Below are 18,481 nucleotides of genomic sequence, written 5' to 3' on the forward strand. Positions count from 1 at the left end.
TTTTGTTGCTTCCACCCTCTTGTTTGTTTTTGGTCTTTCACTTTCTCCCCCCCCCGGGGGGGGGGGGGGGGCCCCCCAACCCCAAAATTGTTTGGTGGGCGCCCCCCTGGCGGTCCCCCCCCCCGCGGGGGCCCCCCGGCCGGGGGTTTCACCCCCGGACCCCCAGAGTTTACCGGGCAAGATGAAGAGGCCGTCTTGTCTCATCCCTCGGCCTCGCGTTGTTTTTGTTCGTTGCGCTGGAAGAGGATGATCGGGATCACGAGGATCAACAGCAGGATCACGGCGACTGCCGAGGCGACGGGCCAGTCGCGGTTGGAGAAGAATTCTTCCCACAGGACCTTGCCGATCATCAGCGTTCCGGAGCCGCCGAGCAGGGACGGGATCACGAATTCGCCGATGACCGGAATGAAGACGAGAAAACACCCGGCGATGATGCCGTTTTTCGACAGCGGGATCGTGACCAGCCAGAAGGCGCTGGTGCGCGAACAGCCCAGGTCCTCGGCGGCTTCGAGCAGGCTGTCATCCATGCGTTCGAGCGCCGAATAGATGGGCAGGATCATGAATGGCAGGTAGGTGTAGACAATGCCGATATAGACGGCGGTATTGGTGTTCAGGATCGTCAGCGGTGCGCTCATGATGCCGGTCCACATCAGAAACTGGTTCAGCAGGCCTTCGTTCGACAAGATGCCCATCCACGCGTAGACGCGGATCAGGAAGCTGGTCCAAAACGGCAGGATTACCAGCATCAGCAAGGTCGGGCGCCATTCGGGAGCGGCCCGCGCCATGCCATAGGCGATCGGGTAACCGACCAGCAGGGTCATGACGGTCGAAATCAACGCGATCTGGAGCGAGCTGAGATAGGCTTTCCAGTAAAGATCATCGGTGGTCAGGAACCAGAAGTTTTCAAAATCGAGCGCCGCGAAGAACGCCGTGATGCCGTCCCATCCCGCTGATAGATCAAGCTGCGGCATGTAGGGCGGGCGGGCCAGCGCCACGTCCGACAGCGCGATCTTCAGGACGATCACGAACGGGATCAGGAAGAGCGCGACGAGCCACAGATACGGCACCGCGATGAGGAAGGCGCGGCGCATCCTCTAGCGCTCCAACAGGACACCGGCGGTGTCTGTCCAGCTGATCCAGACCGGGTCTTCCCAGGTGATCTGACGCCGCGACAGGCGGCGGGTGTTGGCGGTCTGCGCCTTGATGACGTGACCTGTGGGCAATTCGACGTGGTAGGTCGAGATGTTGCCCAGGTAGGCGATGTCGAGCACCTTGCCCTGCACCTTGTTGGCGGCGTCCTGCGGTTCCTCGGTGCTGATGCCGACCTTTTCGGGGCGGATGGCGAAGTGGATCTCCTGCCCCTTGTCGAAGCGGGTGGTCGTTGTGCCGATGATATCGGGTTGGCCTTCGGCCCACTGAATGGCAACTTTTTCGCCGTTCGGATCGGCGCGGCCCGAGATGATGTTCACGTCTCCGATGAAGTCGGCGACATAGACGGAGTTCGGTGCTTCGTAGATCTGTGCGGGTGTGGCGACCTGGATGATGCGGCCTTCGTCCATAACCGCCACGCGGGAGGCAACGGTCATCGCCTCTTCCTGATCATGGGTGACGATGACGAAGGTGGTGCCGGTCTTTTCCTGGATATCCATCAGCTCGAACTGGGTATCCTGGCGCAGCTTCTTGTCGAGCGCGCCGAGAGGTTCATCGAGAAGCAGCAGTTTGGGCGCCTTGGCCAGAGACCGCGCGAGGGCCACGCGTTGGCGTTGACCGCCGGAAATCTGGTGGGGTTTGCGTTTGGCGAATTTGCTCAGACGCGTGAGGCGGAGCATTTCTTCGACGCGCGCATTGATGGTCTCGGCGTCCTTGCCTTCGCGTTTCAGACCGAAGGCAATGTTGTCCCAGACGGACAGGTGCGGGAACAGCGCGTAGGACTGGAACATCATGTTCACCGCGCGCTTGTTCGGCGGTATCCGGGCCATGTCTTGCCCGGCGATGAAGATCTGGCCCTTGGTGGGGGCTTCGAACCCGGCCAGCATCCGCATCATCGTGGTCTTGCCGCATCCGGACGGGCCCAGCAGGGCAAAGAATTCCTTGGCGAAGATGTCCTGTGTCAGATCGTCGATGGCCGTGAAGTCGCCGAACCGTTTGGTCACGTTGCGAAACTGGATCAATGGTTTTTCGTTGGGGTCTTCCCACGGAGCAAAGACGGTTTGGGCCACTGTGTATTCCTTGGACACGGGATGTCTGCCCGGCAGGATGGACCCGCCGGGCAGGAAATGCACTCTGACTCAGGTGCCGGATTTGACCGAAGTCCACATCCGCGTCAGCGATCGCTGTTCGCGCGGCGGGAACGGCGTCACCGTGTAGAGGTTTCCAAGCGTCGCCTCGTCCGGATAGATCGCCGGGTCGTCGATCACGTCCTCGATTAGAAATTCCTGAGACGCCTTGTTGCCGTTGGCATAGTAGACATAATTCGACGCCGCCGCCATGTTCTGCGCGTCCATGATGAAGTTCAGGAACGTGTGCGCCGCGTCCGGGTTCGGAGCGTCGACTGGGATCGCCATCTGGTCGAACCACATCAGAGCACCTTCGTTGGGCGCGTTATAGGCGATGTCGACGCCATTGTCGGCTTCGGCCGCGCGGTCGCGGGCCTGAAGGATGTCGCCGGACCAGCCGAACGCCACGCAGATGTCGCCATTGGCCAGCGCATTGATGTATTCGGAGCTGTGGAATTTCTGCACGTAGGGCCGCACGGCCATCAGCACTTCCTCGGCGGCGGCCAACGCTTCGTCGTCCTTGCGATCGGGATCGAGCCCGGCATAGGTCAGTGCGGCCGGGATCATCTCGGTCGGGGCGTCAAGGAAATGCACGCCACATTCGGATAGCTTTTCCATGTTTTCGGGATTGAAGATCAGGTCCAGCGACGCGATCGGGGCATCCGCGCCCAGGATCTCGGTCACCTTGCCGGTGTTCACGCCAAGGCCGGTCGTGCCCCACATGTAGTTGATCGAGTATTCGTTGCCGGGATCGTACTGCGCGGTGCGCTCTTCGATAACCTCCCACATGTTGTCGAGGTTCGGCAGTTTGGACGGGTCCAGCTTCTGGAACGCACCCGCCTGAATTTGCCGCTGAAGGAAAGTCCCGGTGGGAACGACGACATCGTAACCGGAGCCGCCGGCCAGCATTTTGGTTTCGAGCAGTTCATTGCTGTCGAACACGTCGTAGATCAGGTCGATCCCGGTTTCTTCCTCGAACTTCGTGAGCAGGGATTCGTCGATATAGTCAGACCAGTTGTAGACGCGCACTTCGTCGGCATGGGCAAGTGAAGCCATTAGTGCGGCACCTGCGGTCATGGTCAGCAGATGGGTTTTCATGAAAGTCTCCCGTTGATCCTCGGGCGCTTGCGGCCCAATGGATTTGAATTTGATCAAATCTTGCCTCTTCAGGCAATAGAAATCATGTTTTCACGCCAGCCTGTCACGTGCAAGATGACTTGTCACAGGCGGCCTTTCGGGCATTGTGCCCAAAGCTGCGGCAGTTTGTGAGAAGCAGGATGACCGATCAGACAACACTGGACGTTGTTCCCGAACCGGCCCGACTTCCGGCGCATGAACGGGTTTACAGACGCTTGCGCGATCAGATCCTGTTCGGTGAATTCGAACCCGGGCAACCGGTCACGATCCAGGGTTTGACCGACGCTCTGGGTGTCGGGATGACCCCGGTGCGCGAGGCGCTGCGGCGGCTGACCGCCGAGGGCGCGCTGGAATTTCTGGGCAACCGCCGGATCGCAGTACCGGTGCTGAATGCGCAGGCCGTGGATGAATTGACCTTTACGCGCAAGGCGCTCGAACCCGAACTTGCCCGTCGCGCGGCGCAGCGGGCCACTGAAGACGATGTCTCCCAACTGACTGAGATAGACGCCCGGCTGGACGCTGCGATCCGGCGCGGGGACGTGAAGCGCTATCTTGTCGAGAACCATCAGTTCCACGTCGATCTTTACAGCCTCGCGCAGGCTCCGATCCTGACCGAGATCGTGGATCACCTCTGGTTGCGCTTCGGCCCGTCCCTTCGGGTTGTCTGCGGTCAATTCGGCACGCGAAACCTGCCGGACCGGCACAAGGACGTGCTGACCGCGCTGTCCGCGAACGACGCTGACGCAGCGGCACGCGCGATGGAAGGCGACGTGGTGCAGGGGATGGAACAAATCCGGCAGGGGCTGATGTGATTCGATTGACTTGCAGTAATTTGATCATATTTTGGCCGAGACCCTTCTGAGAGGATTTTCCGATGGCCACGATCACCAATCACATGCCCACGAAAGAGCTTCAGGCGCTGGATGCCGCGCACCACATGCACCCGTTTACGCATGGTGCCGGACTGTCCGAAAAAGGCGCGCGCATCATCACGCGGGCGGATGGTTGCTGGCTCACCGACAGTGACGGGAACCGCATTCTCGATGCGATGGCGGGGCTTTGGTGCGTCAACATCGGCTACGGTCGCAAGGAACTGGCGCGGGTCGCGGCCCGGCAGATGGAAGAGCTGCCGTTCTACAACACGTTCTTCCAGACGACCCATGTCCCGGCGATCGCGCTGTCGCAAAAGCTGGCCGAACTGGCGCCTGAGGGCTTCAACCAGGTCTTCTTCGCCGGATCGGGGTCCGAGGCGAACGACACGAATCTGCGCATGGTGCGCACCTATTGGGCGGAAAAAGGGCAGCCGGACAAGAACATCGTGATCTCGCGGTGGAACGCCTATCACGGTTCGTCCGTCGGGTCGGGTTCGCTTGGCGGCATGAAGGGGATGCACATGCAAGGCGGTCTGCCCATTCCCAACATCCACCATATCGACCAGCCGAATTGGTGGGCCGAAGGCGGCGACATGACACCCGAGGAATTCGGCCTCGAGCGCGCGCGCCAGTTGGAGACCGCGATCGAAGAGCTTGGCCCCGACCGCGTGGCGGCCTTCATCGCCGAACCGGTGCAGGGCGCAGGTGGCGTGATCATCCCACCCGAGACCTACTGGCCTGAGATCCAGCGCATCGTCGACAAATATGGCATCCTGCTGATCGCGGACGAGGTGATTTGCGGCTTCGGGCGCACCGGCAACTGGTTCGGGTCACAGACCATGAACATCCGCCCGCATATCATGACCATCGCCAAGGGGCTGAGCTCGGGCTACCAGCCCATTGGCGGGTCGATCATCTGCGACGAGGTCGCCGAGGTCATGAATGCCGTCGAGTTCAACCACGGCTATACCTATTCCGGCCACCCGGTCGCCTGCGCCGTGGCGCTCGAGAACCTGCGGATTCTGGACGAGGAAGGCATCGTCACCCGCGTCCGCGAGGAAACGGGGCCGTACCTGGCCGAGAAGTTCGCCACTCTGACGGATCACCCGCTGGTGGGCGAGGCCAAGATCGTCGGCATGATGGGATCCATCGCGTTGACCCCCGACAAAGCCACCCGCGCCAAGTTCGAAGCGGATGAGGGCACTGTCGGCTTCATCTGCCGCGAGCGGTGCTTTGCCAACAATCTGGTGATGCGCCATGTCGGGGATCGGATGATCATCTCCCCGCCGCTGGTGATTTCGAAGGATGAGATCGACACGTTGATCGAGCGGGCGTGGACGTCGCTGGACGAGTGTCACGCGAAGCTCGAGCAAGAGGGTTTGATGAAGGCGCGCGTGGCGAGTTAAGAGCCAAAACCTTCGAAGGTTTTGGGGAAATGCTTCGAAGCATTTCAGCCCTTGGTCACCGCGTGCTCATATCGTTGCCGGGCCACTGCCTCATGCGCCTCGGCCTTGCGGTTGTCCGCAAGGCACGCTTCGACATAGCTCAGATGATCCACCACCGCCTGCCGCGCGCCTTCGGGATCGCGGGCCTGTAGGGCGTCGTTGATGGCCCTGTGCTGGTCCAGCAGGGTCGCGCGGGTGGTCTTTTGGCGGAACATGACCTGGCGGTTGTAGAACACGCCTTCGCGCAGCAATTGGTACATCGACCGCATCATGTGGAGCATGATGACATTGTGGCTGGCCTCGATGATGGACAGATGAAACTCCGCGTCCAGCGCTGCTTCGTCGGAGGGGTCGCGCTTGGCGTGCGCGGCTTCCATGCGTTCGAACACGGCGTTGATCACCTTGAGATCCGTGTCCGACCCCAGCCGCGCCGCGCGTTCGGCGGCCAACCCTTCCATGTCGCGGCGGAAGGACAGGTAGTCAAAGACCGCCTCGTCGTGATTGGCGAAAAGCTGGATCAATGAGTCCGAGAACGCGGACCCCAAGACATCGGCCACATAGACGCCGGCCCCCGCGCGGCTGGTCAGCAATCCGCGCTCCGAGAGGTCCGCAATGGATTCACGCAACGACGGGCGCGATACGTTGAGCCGCTCCGACAGCTCGCGCTCTGACGGCAGGCGTTCGCCGGGGCGCAGAATGCCTTGCAGGATCAGCTTTTCGATCTGGCGTGTGACTGAAGTGGACAGCTTTTCCGGGGTGACAGGTTGGAAGGGCATGATGCTCAGACTGCTGCGGATTGGTCAAATGATATGACCAAAGTGGCCCGCCGACAAGCTACCACCGTGTCAGGGCATCTTCATCTTCGTCTTTTGCGGCCACCCAGCCGGTTTCGCCCGAGACCGCGTGTTCTTTCTTCCAGAACGGCGCGCGGGACTTGAGGTAGTCCATCAGGTAATCCGCCGCCTCGAACGCGTCCTTGCGATGGGGTGCGGCGGTCGCGACCATCATGATTTTTTCGCCCGGTTCCATCCGTCCGTAGCGGTGAATGACCAACGCATCGCCAAGCGACCAGCGGTCAACGGCTTCCGACGCGATTTTCTCCAGAGCCTTCTGAGTCATGCCCGGATAATGTTCGATCTCCATCGCATCGAGCCCGCCGCCGCCGAAATCCCGCACCACGCCTGTGAAAGTGACGATCGCGCCCATGTCGTGGCGACCATCAGCAAAGGCGTCGGCCTCGGCCCCGAAATCGAAGGGCTGTTCCTGAACGACAATCCGCATCAGCCGCCCGTCATCGGCGGGAAAAACGCCACTTCCCGCGCGCCTTTGATCGATGCGTCGAAATCAGTGAGCTCCTGATCCACCGCCACGCGCAGGGCGTTCAGATCAGAGAAGGCGAGGTCGTAGCGATCCTCTCGTGCGCGCAGTTCGGTTACCAGTTCGGCCACGGTTTCGGCGTCCGTGGTCACGCTCTCCTTTGGCAGTCCAATCCGTTCGCGGACCCATGCGAAATACAACACGTCCATCAGCTCAATCCTTCAAAAACGGCACGGCCTTGCGGAAATAATCCCATCCCGTGACGAGCGTGAGAAAGGCAGCAAGCCAAAGCAGGAGCAATCCCGCGTTTCCGGTCCAGACCATGCCTGCGTGCTTCCACCAGAGGCCGTGCAGATCTTCGGTTTCGCCTGCCATCACGCTCTGGAAGATCTCCGGGTTCATGCCCATGGCCGACATGCCAAGGTAATGCTCGAACACGCCCTGCGCGAACAGAACGGCGATGGCGATCATCTGGAGGGTGGTTTTCCACTTGGCAAGCGGCGTCACCTTGAGCGTGCCTGCCGTGTCGCCAAGAAATTCGCGCAGCCCCGATACGAACACTTCGCGGAACAGGATGAAGGTCGCGGGCAGCACCAGCCAGGGCGACATGGACGAATAGCCCACGATCACCATGAGCGCGATCACGACCATCGCTTTGTCGGCAATCGGGTCGAGCATCGCGCCCAATTTGCTTTCCTGCTTCCACGCGCGGGCCAGATAGCCGTCGAACCAGTCTGTCACGGCAGCGAGGACGAACAGGATGAGCGCGAACCAGTCGGCAGCGGGCCGTGAAAAGTAAAGAAACATCAGCGCCACCCCCGGCGCTGCCAACAAGCGCAGGACAGTCAGAATATTTGGCACCGTCATGTTCATAACCATTACCTATCGCGACTGCCGGGTCCTGAAAAGAGACGGTTGGGGAGTTTTCGTAACTTCGCTCATCTGGCTTTCCCGTCGGGATGCCGAACGCGGCAGATCGCATGGCTTAGGCCAATGACTTTCGAGCCAACAAGTCGATATACCTTGCCCGCGCCGCAGGCAGCGGTTTGCCGATCTGTTCGGCTGCCAGTTTGTGTTCGAGGAAGTAACCGGTGGCGGCGAGAGCCGTTGCGATGTCTGCGTCCTCGGCCGCGCCTTCGCCCTTGAGTGCGTCTGGCAGAGGAAGAAGCCGATCCGCCCAATCCCCGGCACCTTTCGCAGACACCGCGCGGCCGGATTTCGGTGAGATGTACATAAGATCATCGGTGCTGCCGGTGACTGCACAGCAGGTCAGGTCGAGCCCGTATCCAAGATCGTCCAGCAACGCTGCTTCCCAGCGCAGATAGGCAAGAGGCCAGAGTTCGGACTGATCGATGAGATCAAGAAGGTTCTGGGTGTGCGCGTATAGTTTCGGATGTGCTTCGCGTTCCGGCAAGACGTAGGCCAACAGCGCCAGAGCGGCATTCAGCCCTGCCAGCGTTGTCCGGTTCTGCATGGCAATGGCCGCACGGGACCGTTGCAGCTCTACCGTGAAACTTCCCAGATGGTCCTCAAGCCGCGCCCGCCACGCAAGGTCAAGCTGTGCGCCCGGTTGAAGGATAGGTGCGATCTTGCGGGACGCACCGCCGCGAACGACGCCGGCATGGCGTCCGCGTTCCGGCGTGAACACGTCGATGATCATCGCGCTTTCGCCGTGACGGCGGCTGCTGAGAAGGATGCCTGTATCGCGCCAATCCATGATACGACGTTAGCCCGAGAGCCCGTCTTCATCCAGAAGATGCCGTCCCGCGCGATCCTCGACTTCGATCACCCACAGGTCGCTGTCGAAGCTGCGTTGCCGGGCGATGCTGGCGTCCACGTCAGGTTCGGCACCGTCGGCCAGAACCTGCCAGGCACGCGCGCCGGTCATCAGGTCGTATTGGCGCACAAACGCCTTGGCGTGACCGTCCAGAGTGTTCAGCTTCACCAGAATGGCTCCGGCGGTATCGTCTCCGTGCGCCGTCACGAAAGCCGGGATGTCGAACAGCGAAAGCCGACGCAGGTAGGCCTGCACCCAGAACCCGCTGGCCAGCCGGGCCTCAGCCATTGCCGTCCTTGAAATCGAGACCCATCTCGGAATACCGCTCGGCCTCGTCCAGCCATTTCTCGCGCACCTTCACTTGCATAAAAAGGTGGATGCGGCGGCCAAGGAATTCTTCCAATTCCTCGCGCGCAGCTTTGCTGATCGCCTTGATCGTTTCGCCCTTGTTGCCAAGCACGATGCCCTTGTGACCATCGCGCACGACATAGATGATCTGGTCGATCCGCGCCGACCCGTCGTCGCGTTCTTCCCAACTCTCGGTCTCGACCGTCAACTGATAGGGCAATTCCTGATGCAGCCGCAGCGTCAGCTTTTCGCGCGTCATCTCTGCCGCGATCATGCGCAGCGGCAGATCGGCGATCTGGTCTTCGGGATAAAGCCACGGGCTTTCCGGCAGGGTACCCGCCAGCCATGTGCGCAGGGCTTTAACGCCATGACCCTTTTCAGCCGAGATCAGAAAGGTCTCGGTGAAGGGGAACTTCTCGTTCATCTCCTTGGTCAGCGCCAGCAGGCGCGGCGCCTCGACCCGGTCGATCTTGTTGATGGCCAAGGCGACGGGGCGCTTGCCCACCACGTCGCCCAGATTCTGAAGGATCGCATCGACCCCTTCGGTGATGCCGCGATGCGCTTCGATCAAGAGCACTACGATATCGGCGTCCGACGCGCCGGACCACGCGGCAGCGACCATCGCGCGGTCCAGACGGCGGCGCGGTTTGAAAAGGCCGGGCGTGTCCACCAGAACGATCTGAGCGTCACCTTCGATGGCAACTCCGCGAATACGGGCGCGGGTGGTCTGCACCTTATGGGTGACGATCGAGACTTTCGCCCCGACCATCTGGTTGGTCAGCGTGGATTTGCCCGCATTGGGCTCTCCGATCAAGGCGACGAAACCTGCGCGCGTTATCATAGATGTTTCCATATTCAGAAGTCCGGCGTCATACGCCAGATCGTGGCACAGAACCAGCCCCGACTTTGCGCCCGCTGCGCACCAAAGTGTAGACGCCGCTTCCGACAATCAAGGTCGCACCGATCAGGGTGAACGCATCGGGCGGTTCGCCGAAGATGAGATAGGCAAAGACCAGCGCGATCAGAAGGCGGGAATAGCGAAACGGGGCCACCACCGAGACCTCGCCGGTGCGCATGGCCTTGGTCAAGGCGCTGTAGCCGACGAGGCCAGCAAGCCCGGTGCCCATGAGCATCGCCAGCGCCGGAAAGCTTGGCGCGGCCAGCGGTGCGGTTTCGAACGCCGTGATGACGACGCCCGCGATGAAGACCATCAGGAAGCCCAGGATGCCCAGTTGCGTCGCCGTGACCTCGGGCGGGCTGGCGCGGGTCATCAGGTCCCGTCCGGCAAACCCAATCATGCCCAGCACCGCGAAGATCGCGGTCGCGTCAAAACCGGACGGCGTCGGACGCAGGATCAGGAGGACCCCTGCAAAGCCGATGGACATGGCAATCCAGCGGCGCAGGCCGACCTTTTCCTTGAGCACGACAGCCGCGCCGAGGGTCACGACAAGCGGTGCTGCCTGAAGAATGGCGGAGGTGGTCGACAGAGGCGCGAATGCAAGGCTGAGCGCAAAGAACAGACGCCCCAAAATCTCGAACGCAGAGCGAACGAGCAGCGGGCCTTCGATATAGGCGCGACTGACCAGCGGTTCCCTGAGCCAGATCGCGTAAAGCAGGAAGAACGCGGTGCCGAAGGCCCCGAACAGCATGGTGCCGACACCGGCCGACACGTCCCCCGTGCCGGTGGCCGCCTTGAAGAACGCGTCTTCGATGGCGAACCCGAGCATGGCCAGCACCATGAACAGGCTGCCGCGCAGGTTGTCGGTCAAGACCCGCTCTCTTCGAGCGTTCCCAAAAGCGCCTTCGCTGCGGCCTGTTCGGCCTGTCGTTTCGACCCGGCCTTGGCCTCGGCGGACTTGCCGTTTTCAAGCCGGACGGAGATCACGAAATTTGGCGCGTGGTCGGGGCCGTCGCGAGACACCTCGATATAGGCGGGCGGGGGCATTCCCCGCGCCTGTGCCCATTCCTGCAACGCCGTTTTGGCATCCCGCGCGTCTTCCTTGACGGTGCCGATCCGATCGCCCCAGAGGCGCAGAACGAGCTGTTTGGCGGCGTCAAAGCCCGCGTCCAGATAGACTGCCGCAATGACGGCCTCCATCGCATCGCCCAGAAGGGCCTGCTTGCGGCGACCGCCCGACAGCATCTCGGACCGACCCAGTTTCAGCGCAGCCCCAAGATCAATCTCGCGCGCGACATCCGCACAGGTTTCCTTGCGGACCAGCGCGTTGAAGCGGGGCGCAAGCTGGCCTTCGGTGGCGGTCTTGTCCACGGCCAGAAGCGCCTCGGCCATGACAAGGCCAAGCACACGGTCACCCAGGAACTCAAGCCGCTGGTTGTCTTCGCGGTTGATGCCCGCGCGCGACGAATGTGTCACTGCACGGACCAGCAACTCGGGGCGGTCGAACCGATGCCCCAGACGCTTGGACAGCGCCTGAAGGTCAGCCGACAGCTTCACTACTCGATCTTCTCGAAAAAGCGGTCGCCACGCCATGTCCAGAAGAACAGCATGGACGATCCGGCGGAGGAGAACATCACACGATTGGCCTTGCCCACAAGGTTCTCGAACGGAACAAAGCCGACACCGCCCGCAACGCTGGGCACGCGGCTGTCCGAGGAATTGTCGCGGTTGTCGCCCATCATGAAGTAATGGCCCTCGGGGACCGTGTAGACCGGCGTGTTGTCCGACCCCTGGTTGCCGATATTCAGGATCGAATGCGTCGTCCCACCCGGGAGCGTTTCGAGGAACCGCTCCTTGATGCAGGTGCCGCCAGTGCCGACAGGCCCGTTCGCACAGCGGGGACGCAGACCTTGCGGGCCCTGTGGTGCTGCGGTTTCCTCGAAATCGGGCTGTGGTTCCAGTTGGACGCTTTCGCCGTTGATGTGCAGCACGCCCCGGATCATCTGCACCTCGTCCCCCGGCAGGCCGATCACGCGCTTGATGAAGTCGCGCCCCGTGACCGGGTGGCGAAACACCGCCACGTCCCCACGGTCGGGTTCCGAGCCGAAGAGTCGGCTGTTGTCTCCGTCCGCCCATCCGCACAGGTCACTGGCGTCGACGTCGATGCCAAGGTTCGGCAGGTAAAGCGACGGGCAGGAGGCGTAGGAATAGCCGTAGGACATCTTGTTGACGAACAGGAAGTCGCCGATCAGCAGCGTGTCTTTCATCGACCCGGACGGGATCCAGAAGGGTTGGAAGAACAGCGTCCGAAACACGCCAGCGATCAAGAGCGCGTAGACGATGGTTTTGATCGTCTCGACGATGCCGCCGCTTTTCTTGGGTTCAGACGCCATGTTCCTGCCTTTTGCTCGATTGTCCCGCGCTACATGAGCGGGGGCGGCGCGGGTGTCAAGCCAAGCGCCTATTCCTTTGGGCGGGCCTCGATCAGCACCATCGCTTGCGCCCATGGATGGTCGTCGGTCAACGTGACGTGAATGATCGCTTCGTGCCCCTCGGGCGTCAGTTCATCAAGGCGGGCTTTGGCCCAGCCCGTGACCTCCATCACGGGCTGCCCGGTATGCAGATTGCGCACCGACATATCCTTCCACGCGATGCCCATGCGCAGGCCCGTTCCAAGCGCCTTGGAGCACGCCTCTTTCGCCGCCCAGCGTTTCGCATAGGTGCCGGCCACATCGCGGCGGCGTTCGGCCTTGCGCTGTTCGGTTTCGGTGAACACGCGGTTGCGGAAGCGGTCGCCGAACCTCTCAAGCGTGCCAGCGATGCGGTCGATATTGGCCAGATCGGTGCCGATGCCGATAATCATGATCCGCCTCCCGCGGCTGCGAACATCGGAAAGCTGACGCCAAGCGCCCAGGCAAGGATAATCCCGAGCCCAAGCCCGGCGGTCAGCGGCCCCGCGCGCTTGCCGATGGCGCGACCCATCGTTCCGTGCACGAAAAAGAACAGCAGGATCACCGGTGCAATGATGATCAGGAAAAACAGCCCCTCGAAATCCAGCGCTACCGCGATTCCCAGCGAGGCAAGGAATGCCGCGCGCGACGCGATCCTGCGCCAGACCGAAGCCCGCCACACGACCACGGAATCCGCGATCATGAAGAGCACGGCGCCCGGCACCAGCGCCGCGATGATCGGCACGCGTTCCGAGATGGGAAAGAAGTTCGCGCCGTAGCGGTCGAGCGCGAACCCGAATACCCCTATGCCCCAGGCCACCAAGGCGACGAGCGCCAACGGGCGCAGCCGTCCGTACGGCGTTTTCACCGAGAGGATCGGGAAAAGAACAAGCGTGCAAAGCCCGTAAAGCCCAAGGTGGACGGCAAGGTAATCGGCGACCAATACGGGCAATACGTCAATGTCGATCAACTGCGCGAGACCCGGTGCCAAGAGCATCGGCACCACCAGCACTACAGCCACCTTCCACACAGCCACCTTCCACGTCGGTAGGTCCGGCGGGTCCGGCAACTCTTCGGACCGCATTAAAAGGCGCGCAAGGGGCAGCGACAGGGCGGTGATCGACGCCATGAGCGCAAGAAACGCCCATCCGGTGGGCGGGACGGCGGCTGTCGCGCTGCGGTCGTAGAAGTCGTTCAGCCACTCAAGCGCCGCAGCGCGCCCGACCCGCGAGTGAAGGATGGCGACGTGTTCCGTCCAGGGTGCATAGATGGCAGAGCGCACAACGCCCGACGCGCGGACCGTGTCGCCTTCTTTTGCCTGTGGATCGATCATCCGAAGTGTCTCGACACCGAATTCGCGCAGGTGCGGTTCCCACTGGCCTGAGATCAGGAGCATGTTTTCAGGCACGTCTTCGCTGACCGCCTGTGAGAACGCAGAAAGCAAAACCAGCGGGCCCGTCAGTCTCTCGGCAGCGACCCGGATCAGGACATCCGTCGCCATCGAATGCCCCAGAAGCGCGACGGGCTGATCGTCTGCAAAGGCCTCCACGACCGCAATAGTCTGGTCCATGAGCCGTTGGGTCGTGCCTTCGATCCGGGTGACGTCACCCGACATCGGCACCGAGTGTGCGCCATGGCCTTCGAAATCGAACATATGAACCCGGTACCCGGCCTGCGCGAGGACAAGGCCGTAGCCCTGCATCATCTCGCGCGATCCGGCAAAGCCATGCGCGACGACCACGTGCGGGCCGTCGGCGTCTGCTTTGGCAAGCGTTGTAACGGGCGTTTGGCCCACGACAGTGTTGGTGAACGTCACGCCGGATCGCGCGGTTTCGAGCACGACTATGGCGATAACCGCCACCAGCACCATCGCGATCGCGCGCCACAGGTCTTTCATCACTCGACCAGCCGTGTCACGATCTCGCCCGTGCTCTGGTTGAGCGTGAAGGTCAGGTGATGCGCAACGAAAGTTTCGCCATCGTAGATCTCCACAGGCACATCGAAGGTGAATCCATTAGCCGGTTCATAGGCGGCACCCAAGTTTTCAAAGTCGATATAACCAAAACCTATCGCTCCGTGACCGATGACCCGGCATTGCCGGTCTCCCAATTCCGCGTAGGGCGGCGAGAGAACCAGCAGGTAATACGATCCGGCCGCGGGTTCCCCCGCCGTGTCCAGCAGGGCGAGACGCGTTTTGCCGTTGGCGAATGTGCGCGTGTGGTCGCTCCACGGTTCGACGAGGTTCCGCGCGCTGGCGGGCCAGTCGCAATCGCGGACATCCTGCGCCGTGGCAGCGGATGCCGAAAAGCAAAGCGCCAATATCGCGCAGAGGCGGATCATGCGCGGGCGGCGTCCATCAGGCGGCGCATCTCGGCGATGGCGGGGCCTAGGCCACGGAAGACGGATTCACCGATCAGGAAATGCCCGATGTTCAGCTCCATGACTTCGGGAAAGGCTGCGACGGGCGCGACCGTCTCGTAATTCAGACCGTGCCCGGCATGCACTTCGAGCCCGAGCGAATGCGCATAGGCGGACATTTCGCGCATCATGGCGAGTTCCTTGTTGCGCTCCTCGAACCGGCCTTCGGCATGAGCATCGCAATAGGCACCGGTGTGCAGTTCGATCACTTCAGCACCAATCCGGTGGGCGGCGGCGATCTGCCGTTCATCCGCGGCGATGAAGATCGACACGCGGCATCCGGCGTCTCGTAACGGCGCGATGTACCCTTTGAGGCGGTTTTCCTCGCGCGCGACTTCAAGCCCGCCTTCAGTTGTCCTCTCCTCGCGCTTTTCGGGCACGATGCACACCGCGTGGGGTTTGTGGCGCAGAGCGATTTTTTGCATCTCTTCGGTCGCGGCCATCTCGAAATTCAGCGGCACGCGCAGGGTGTCCATCAGACGGTCGATATCGCTGTCGATGATGTGGCGGCGGTCTTCGCGCAGGTGCGCCGTGATCCCGTCGGCACCTGCTTCTTCGGCCATTTGTGCCGCCCGCACCGGATCGGGCAGGTCTCCGCCGCGCGCATTGCGCAGGGTCGCCACGTGGTCGATGTTCACACCCAGCCGCAAGCGGCCCGCATATTCGGTCATTCTCGCCTCCTTGGTTGAGGCTGAACCTAGTCCGCCGCCGACCCGTCGTCAGCCTGTTTCTTCTTTTTCTTGAGAGACGCCAGTTTCGCCTTGAGAACACCCTTGCGGCGGTTCTGGTAGGCCCGGATCAGCGGGACGGAGAGATAGTAGCACACCAAACCGCACAAAATCCCCGGCAGGATGCCCCCGACAAGCCACGGGAAGAACACCTCGTCATAGAAGATCTTGAGACCGCCCCAGTTCGCTTGGGCGTCGGTGAAGATCGCGACGAAATTGCGCCAGAGGTCTTCGCCGGCTTTGGCGAACTTGTATCCGATGCTGCCATGCGCATGCCGGATCTCGCCCAGTCCCAACAACCAGTAGCCTGTCTGGAGCGAGGCCACGCTGATGGGCACATAGGTCAGCGGGTTGCCGAAGAAAGTTGAGAGCAGGGCGGCAAGGATATTGCCCCGCATCACCCAGGCCAGGATCCCTGCGGTGACGAAATGCAAACCGTAGAACGGGGTGAAGGTCGTCAGAACTCCGGCAAAAATGCCGCGCGCAATGCGTTCGGGGGGATCGGGCAAACGGTTGAGGCGATGCTGGACGTAACGGGCGGCGCGAGTCCAGCCCCCGCGGGGCCAAAGCGCCTCGCGGAGGGTGGTCACGATCGACCGCCTGTCCCGCCGTTTGAAAACCAAGTTGCGCCCCTTCGATCTCTCTACTCGGCCGCAGCCGTTTGCATCGATAACGCGGGATCCCGTCTTCGAACCACCGAGGCCACATCGCTCTCTGCTTCGAGCGCCGACATGACGGCGTGCAGATGGTTGGCGTCGCTGAGTTCGATATCCATCACGAGTTTGTAAAAATCCGGTTTCCGATCCACGAAATTGAGATCCGAGATATTGGCCTTCTGTTCACCAATCAATGTGCAAATCCGTCCCAGTACGCCCGCGTCATTGCCGATGGTAAGCTCAAGGGAAACGACATAGACCGGGGGGTGGTTCCCGGATTCCCAATGCAGATCGAGCCATCGGGACAATTGATCTTCGACAGCCGCAAGCGCGCCGCAATCGATGCTGTGGACCACCACACCCTTGCCACGTTGCACAATGCCGACAATCCGTTCACCGGGAAGAGGCTGACAGCAGGTGCCGCGTTCGAACGCCTGCCCGCGTTCCAGCCCGATCACCGCGCTTTGCATTTCGATGAACTCGGACGGTTCCGGCGCAAGATCGGGGTAGACCGCGGCGACGACCTCGCGTGCTGACATCTCGGCGCTGCCGAGGCGGGCAAGAAGCTCTTGCGCGTCCGGGATACGCAGGTTTCGAGCCGCCATCTCGAGCACTTTGTCGCTGGCTTTCTTGCCCACGTTCTCGAACGCCGATCGCGCCAGTTCGCGGCCCAGTTGGGCGAACCGTTCGCGTCCCGCTTCACGCAATTCCCGGCGGATCGCAGATTTCGCTTTCCCGGTGGTCGCAATATCCAGCCACGTCGCCTGCGGGCTTTGTCCCTCGGCAGTGACGATGTCGACGGACTGCCCGTTCTTGAGCCGCGTCCAAAGTGGCACGCGGATGCCATCGACTTTGGCGCCGACACAGCCGGACCCGATCCGCGTGTGGATCGCATAGGCAAAATCGAGCGGCGTCGCCCCGCGCGGCAGCTTAACCACGTCGCCCTTGGGCGTGAAGCAGAACACCTTGTCAGGGTACATTTCGAGCTTCACGGCTTCGAGGAAATCCTCGTGATCGTCCTCTCCGACGAATTGCTCGGTCAGGGAAGCGACCCATTTCGCCGGGTCCACGGCAAAGGGGTTCTCGCTGCGCACGCCGTCGCGATAGGACCAGTGGGCCGCAACACCGGTTTCGGCCACATCGTGCATCTGACGGGTGCGGATCTGCACTTCGACCCGCTTGCCATCACGGCCCGATACGGTGGTGTGGATCGACCGGTATCCGTTGGATTTCGGTTCGCTGATGTAATCCTTGAACCGCCCCGGAATGGCACGCCAGCGTTGGTGGATCACGCCGAGCGTGGCATAGCAATCGGCCTTCGAGCGCGTGATGATCCGGAAGCCATAGATGTCGGACAGGCGGGAAAACCCGATCTCTTTTTCCTGCATCTTGCGCCAGATCGAATAGGGTTTCTTGGCACGACCGAAAACCTCGGCGTCGATCCCGGCTTTCTCGAGCTCGCTGCGCATATCGCTGGTGATCCGGTGGATCACGTCGCCGGTTTCTTTCTGAAGCGTGATGAAACGGCGGATGATGCTGGCGCGACCCTCGGGATTGAGCACGCGGAACGCCAGGTCCTCAAGCTCTTCGCGCATCCACTGCATACCCATGCGGCCTGCGAGCGGCGCATAGATGTCCATCGTTTCACGCGCCTTTTGCACCTGCTTTTCCGGGCGCATCGCTTTGATCGTGCGCATGTTGTGCAAACGGTCGGCAAGTTTGACCAAAATGACCCGCAAGTCCTTGGACATCGCCATGAAGAGCTTGCGGAAATTCTCGGCCTGCTTGGTTTCCGAACTCGACAGCTGAAGGTTGGTCAGCTTGGTCACGCCATCGACGAGCATGGCGATTTCATTGCCGAACCGCACCGCAACTTCGGAATAGGTGGATTTCGTATCTTCGATGGTGTCGTGAAGCAGTGCCGTGATGATGGTGGCATCGTCCAGCTGCTGCTCGGTCAGAATAGCGGCAACTGCGACGGGGTGCGAAAAATATGGCTCTCCGGAGTGGCGGAATTGCCCCTCATGCATCTCGCGGCCATAATCATAGGCCGCGCGAATGAGCGCCTCGTTGGTTTTCGGATTGTAGTTGCGGACAAGCGCAACAAGGTCGTCAGCCGCGATCATCGGCGCCTCATTCTCATGCGGCCCGCATCGCGG

The 18,481-nt window shown here is 61.6% G+C and carries 21 protein-coding genes; 2 read left to right on the forward strand and 19 right to left on the reverse strand.

What is annotated here, in order from left to right:
* Nucleotides 1–200: 200 nt before the first annotated feature.
* The 3 genes from Q1B16_RS15805 to Q1B16_RS15815 all read right to left on the reverse strand — a co-directional run bounded on the left by Q1B16_RS15805 (nucleotide 201) and on the right by Q1B16_RS15815 (nucleotide 3,374).
* A complete protein-coding gene (locus Q1B16_RS15805; RefSeq protein ID WP_299790862.1) occupies nucleotides 201–1,091 on the reverse strand; it encodes an ABC transporter permease subunit in 891 nt (296 codons plus the stop codon).
* A 3-nt stretch (nucleotides 1,092–1,094) separates the two neighbouring features.
* Nucleotides 1,095–2,219, reverse strand: coding sequence for an ABC transporter ATP-binding protein (locus Q1B16_RS15810; RefSeq protein ID WP_299790865.1), 1,125 nt, complete (start codon nucleotides 2,217–2,219; stop codon nucleotides 1,095–1,097).
* A gap of 69 nt (nucleotides 2,220–2,288) precedes the next feature.
* A complete protein-coding gene (locus tag Q1B16_RS15815; RefSeq protein WP_299790868.1) occupies nucleotides 2,289–3,374 on the reverse strand; it encodes a polyamine ABC transporter substrate-binding protein in 1,086 nt (361 codons plus the stop codon).
* Between the two features lie 179 nt (nucleotides 3,375–3,553).
* On the opposite strand from Q1B16_RS15815, the gene Q1B16_RS15820 reads away from it, so the two are divergent.
* Together Q1B16_RS15820 and Q1B16_RS15825 are read left to right on the forward strand one after the other, a co-directional pair.
* Nucleotides 3,554–4,225: a GntR family transcriptional regulator gene (locus Q1B16_RS15820; RefSeq protein ID WP_299790871.1), complete on the forward strand. Its 672-nt coding sequence runs from the start codon at nucleotides 3,554–3,556 to the stop codon at nucleotides 4,223–4,225.
* 62 nt (nucleotides 4,226–4,287) lie between these two features.
* Entirely contained in the window at nucleotides 4,288–5,691 is a 1,404-nt protein-coding gene (locus Q1B16_RS15825) for an aspartate aminotransferase family protein (RefSeq protein ID WP_299790874.1), read from the forward strand.
* Nucleotides 5,692–5,735: 44 nt separating this feature from the next.
* Here Q1B16_RS15825 and Q1B16_RS15830 read toward each other — a convergent pair whose 3' ends face one another.
* From Q1B16_RS15830 to Q1B16_RS15905, 16 genes are all read right to left on the reverse strand, one after another.
* The gene (locus Q1B16_RS15830; RefSeq protein WP_299790876.1) at nucleotides 5,736–6,506 is read right to left on the reverse strand and encodes an FCD domain-containing protein; all 771 of its coding nucleotides are present in this window, start codon (nucleotides 6,504–6,506) and stop codon (nucleotides 5,736–5,738) included.
* Between the two features lie 58 nt (nucleotides 6,507–6,564).
* Nucleotides 6,565–7,011 carry a molybdenum cofactor biosynthesis protein MoaE gene (locus tag Q1B16_RS15835; RefSeq protein WP_299790879.1) on the reverse strand — a complete coding sequence of 149 codons (447 nt, stop codon included), beginning with the start codon at nucleotides 7,009–7,011 and terminating at the stop codon, nucleotides 6,565–6,567.
* Nucleotides 7,011–7,256, reverse strand: coding sequence for a molybdopterin converting factor subunit 1 (gene moaD / locus Q1B16_RS15840; RefSeq protein ID WP_299790882.1), 246 nt, complete (start codon nucleotides 7,254–7,256; stop codon nucleotides 7,011–7,013). Before moaD ends, Q1B16_RS15835 begins: the two co-directional genes overlap by 1 nt.
* Before the next feature lie 4 nt (nucleotides 7,257–7,260).
* Nucleotides 7,261–7,920: a CDP-diacylglycerol--glycerol-3-phosphate 3-phosphatidyltransferase gene (gene pgsA / locus Q1B16_RS15845; protein ID WP_299790885.1), complete on the reverse strand. Its 660-nt coding sequence runs from the start codon at nucleotides 7,918–7,920 to the stop codon at nucleotides 7,261–7,263.
* Between the two features lie 112 nt (nucleotides 7,921–8,032).
* On the reverse strand, nucleotides 8,033–8,764 hold the full coding sequence (gene recO / locus Q1B16_RS15850; protein ID WP_299790888.1) for a DNA repair protein RecO: 732 nt from the start codon (nucleotides 8,762–8,764) through the stop codon (nucleotides 8,033–8,035).
* 9 nt (nucleotides 8,765–8,773) lie between these two features.
* Entirely contained in the window at nucleotides 8,774–9,112 is a 339-nt protein-coding gene (locus Q1B16_RS15855; protein WP_299790891.1) for a DUF1491 family protein, read from the reverse strand.
* Complete coding sequence (gene era / locus Q1B16_RS15860) at nucleotides 9,105–10,013, reverse strand: GTPase Era (protein ID WP_299790894.1); 909 nt, start codon at nucleotides 10,011–10,013, stop codon at nucleotides 9,105–9,107. Before era ends, Q1B16_RS15855 begins: the two co-directional genes overlap by 8 nt.
* A 28-nt stretch (nucleotides 10,014–10,041) precedes the next feature.
* Entirely contained in the window at nucleotides 10,042–10,941 is a 900-nt protein-coding gene (locus Q1B16_RS15865) for a DMT family transporter (RefSeq protein WP_299790896.1), read from the reverse strand.
* Nucleotides 10,938–11,627: a ribonuclease III gene (gene rnc / locus Q1B16_RS15870; RefSeq protein WP_299790900.1), complete on the reverse strand. Its 690-nt coding sequence runs from the start codon at nucleotides 11,625–11,627 to the stop codon at nucleotides 10,938–10,940. The genes Q1B16_RS15865 and rnc overlap by 4 nt, the downstream gene beginning before the upstream one ends.
* A complete protein-coding gene (gene lepB, locus Q1B16_RS15875) occupies nucleotides 11,627–12,463 on the reverse strand; it encodes a signal peptidase I (protein ID WP_299790903.1) in 837 nt (278 codons plus the stop codon). Before lepB ends, rnc begins: the two co-directional genes overlap by 1 nt.
* A gap of 68 nt (nucleotides 12,464–12,531) precedes the next feature.
* Nucleotides 12,532–12,933: a holo-ACP synthase gene (gene acpS, locus Q1B16_RS15880; protein WP_299790906.1), complete on the reverse strand. Its 402-nt coding sequence runs from the start codon at nucleotides 12,931–12,933 to the stop codon at nucleotides 12,532–12,534.
* A complete protein-coding gene (locus Q1B16_RS15885) occupies nucleotides 12,930–14,417 on the reverse strand; it encodes an alpha/beta hydrolase (protein ID WP_299790909.1) in 1,488 nt (495 codons plus the stop codon). Before Q1B16_RS15885 ends, acpS begins: the two co-directional genes overlap by 4 nt.
* The gene (locus Q1B16_RS15890; protein ID WP_299790912.1) at nucleotides 14,417–14,860 is read right to left on the reverse strand and encodes a hypothetical protein; all 444 of its coding nucleotides are present in this window, start codon (nucleotides 14,858–14,860) and stop codon (nucleotides 14,417–14,419) included. Before Q1B16_RS15890 ends, Q1B16_RS15885 begins: the two co-directional genes overlap by 1 nt.
* Nucleotides 14,857–15,609 carry a pyridoxine 5'-phosphate synthase gene (locus Q1B16_RS15895; protein ID WP_299790915.1) on the reverse strand — a complete coding sequence of 251 codons (753 nt, stop codon included), beginning with the start codon at nucleotides 15,607–15,609 and terminating at the stop codon, nucleotides 14,857–14,859. The genes Q1B16_RS15890 and Q1B16_RS15895 overlap by 4 nt, the downstream gene beginning before the upstream one ends.
* A gap of 26 nt (nucleotides 15,610–15,635) precedes the next feature.
* On the reverse strand, nucleotides 15,636–16,289 hold the full coding sequence (locus tag Q1B16_RS15900; protein WP_299790918.1) for a DUF2062 domain-containing protein: 654 nt from the start codon (nucleotides 16,287–16,289) through the stop codon (nucleotides 15,636–15,638).
* Nucleotides 16,290–16,309: 20 nt separating this feature from the next.
* A complete protein-coding gene (locus Q1B16_RS15905) occupies nucleotides 16,310–18,448 on the reverse strand; it encodes a bifunctional (p)ppGpp synthetase/guanosine-3',5'-bis(diphosphate) 3'-pyrophosphohydrolase (RefSeq protein ID WP_299790922.1) in 2,139 nt (712 codons plus the stop codon).
* Nucleotides 18,449–18,481 lie beyond the last annotated feature (33 nt).

The organism is uncultured Marivita sp. (genome assembly GCF_947488135.1).
Taxonomy (GTDB): Bacteria; Pseudomonadota; Alphaproteobacteria; order Rhodobacterales; family Rhodobacteraceae; genus Marivita.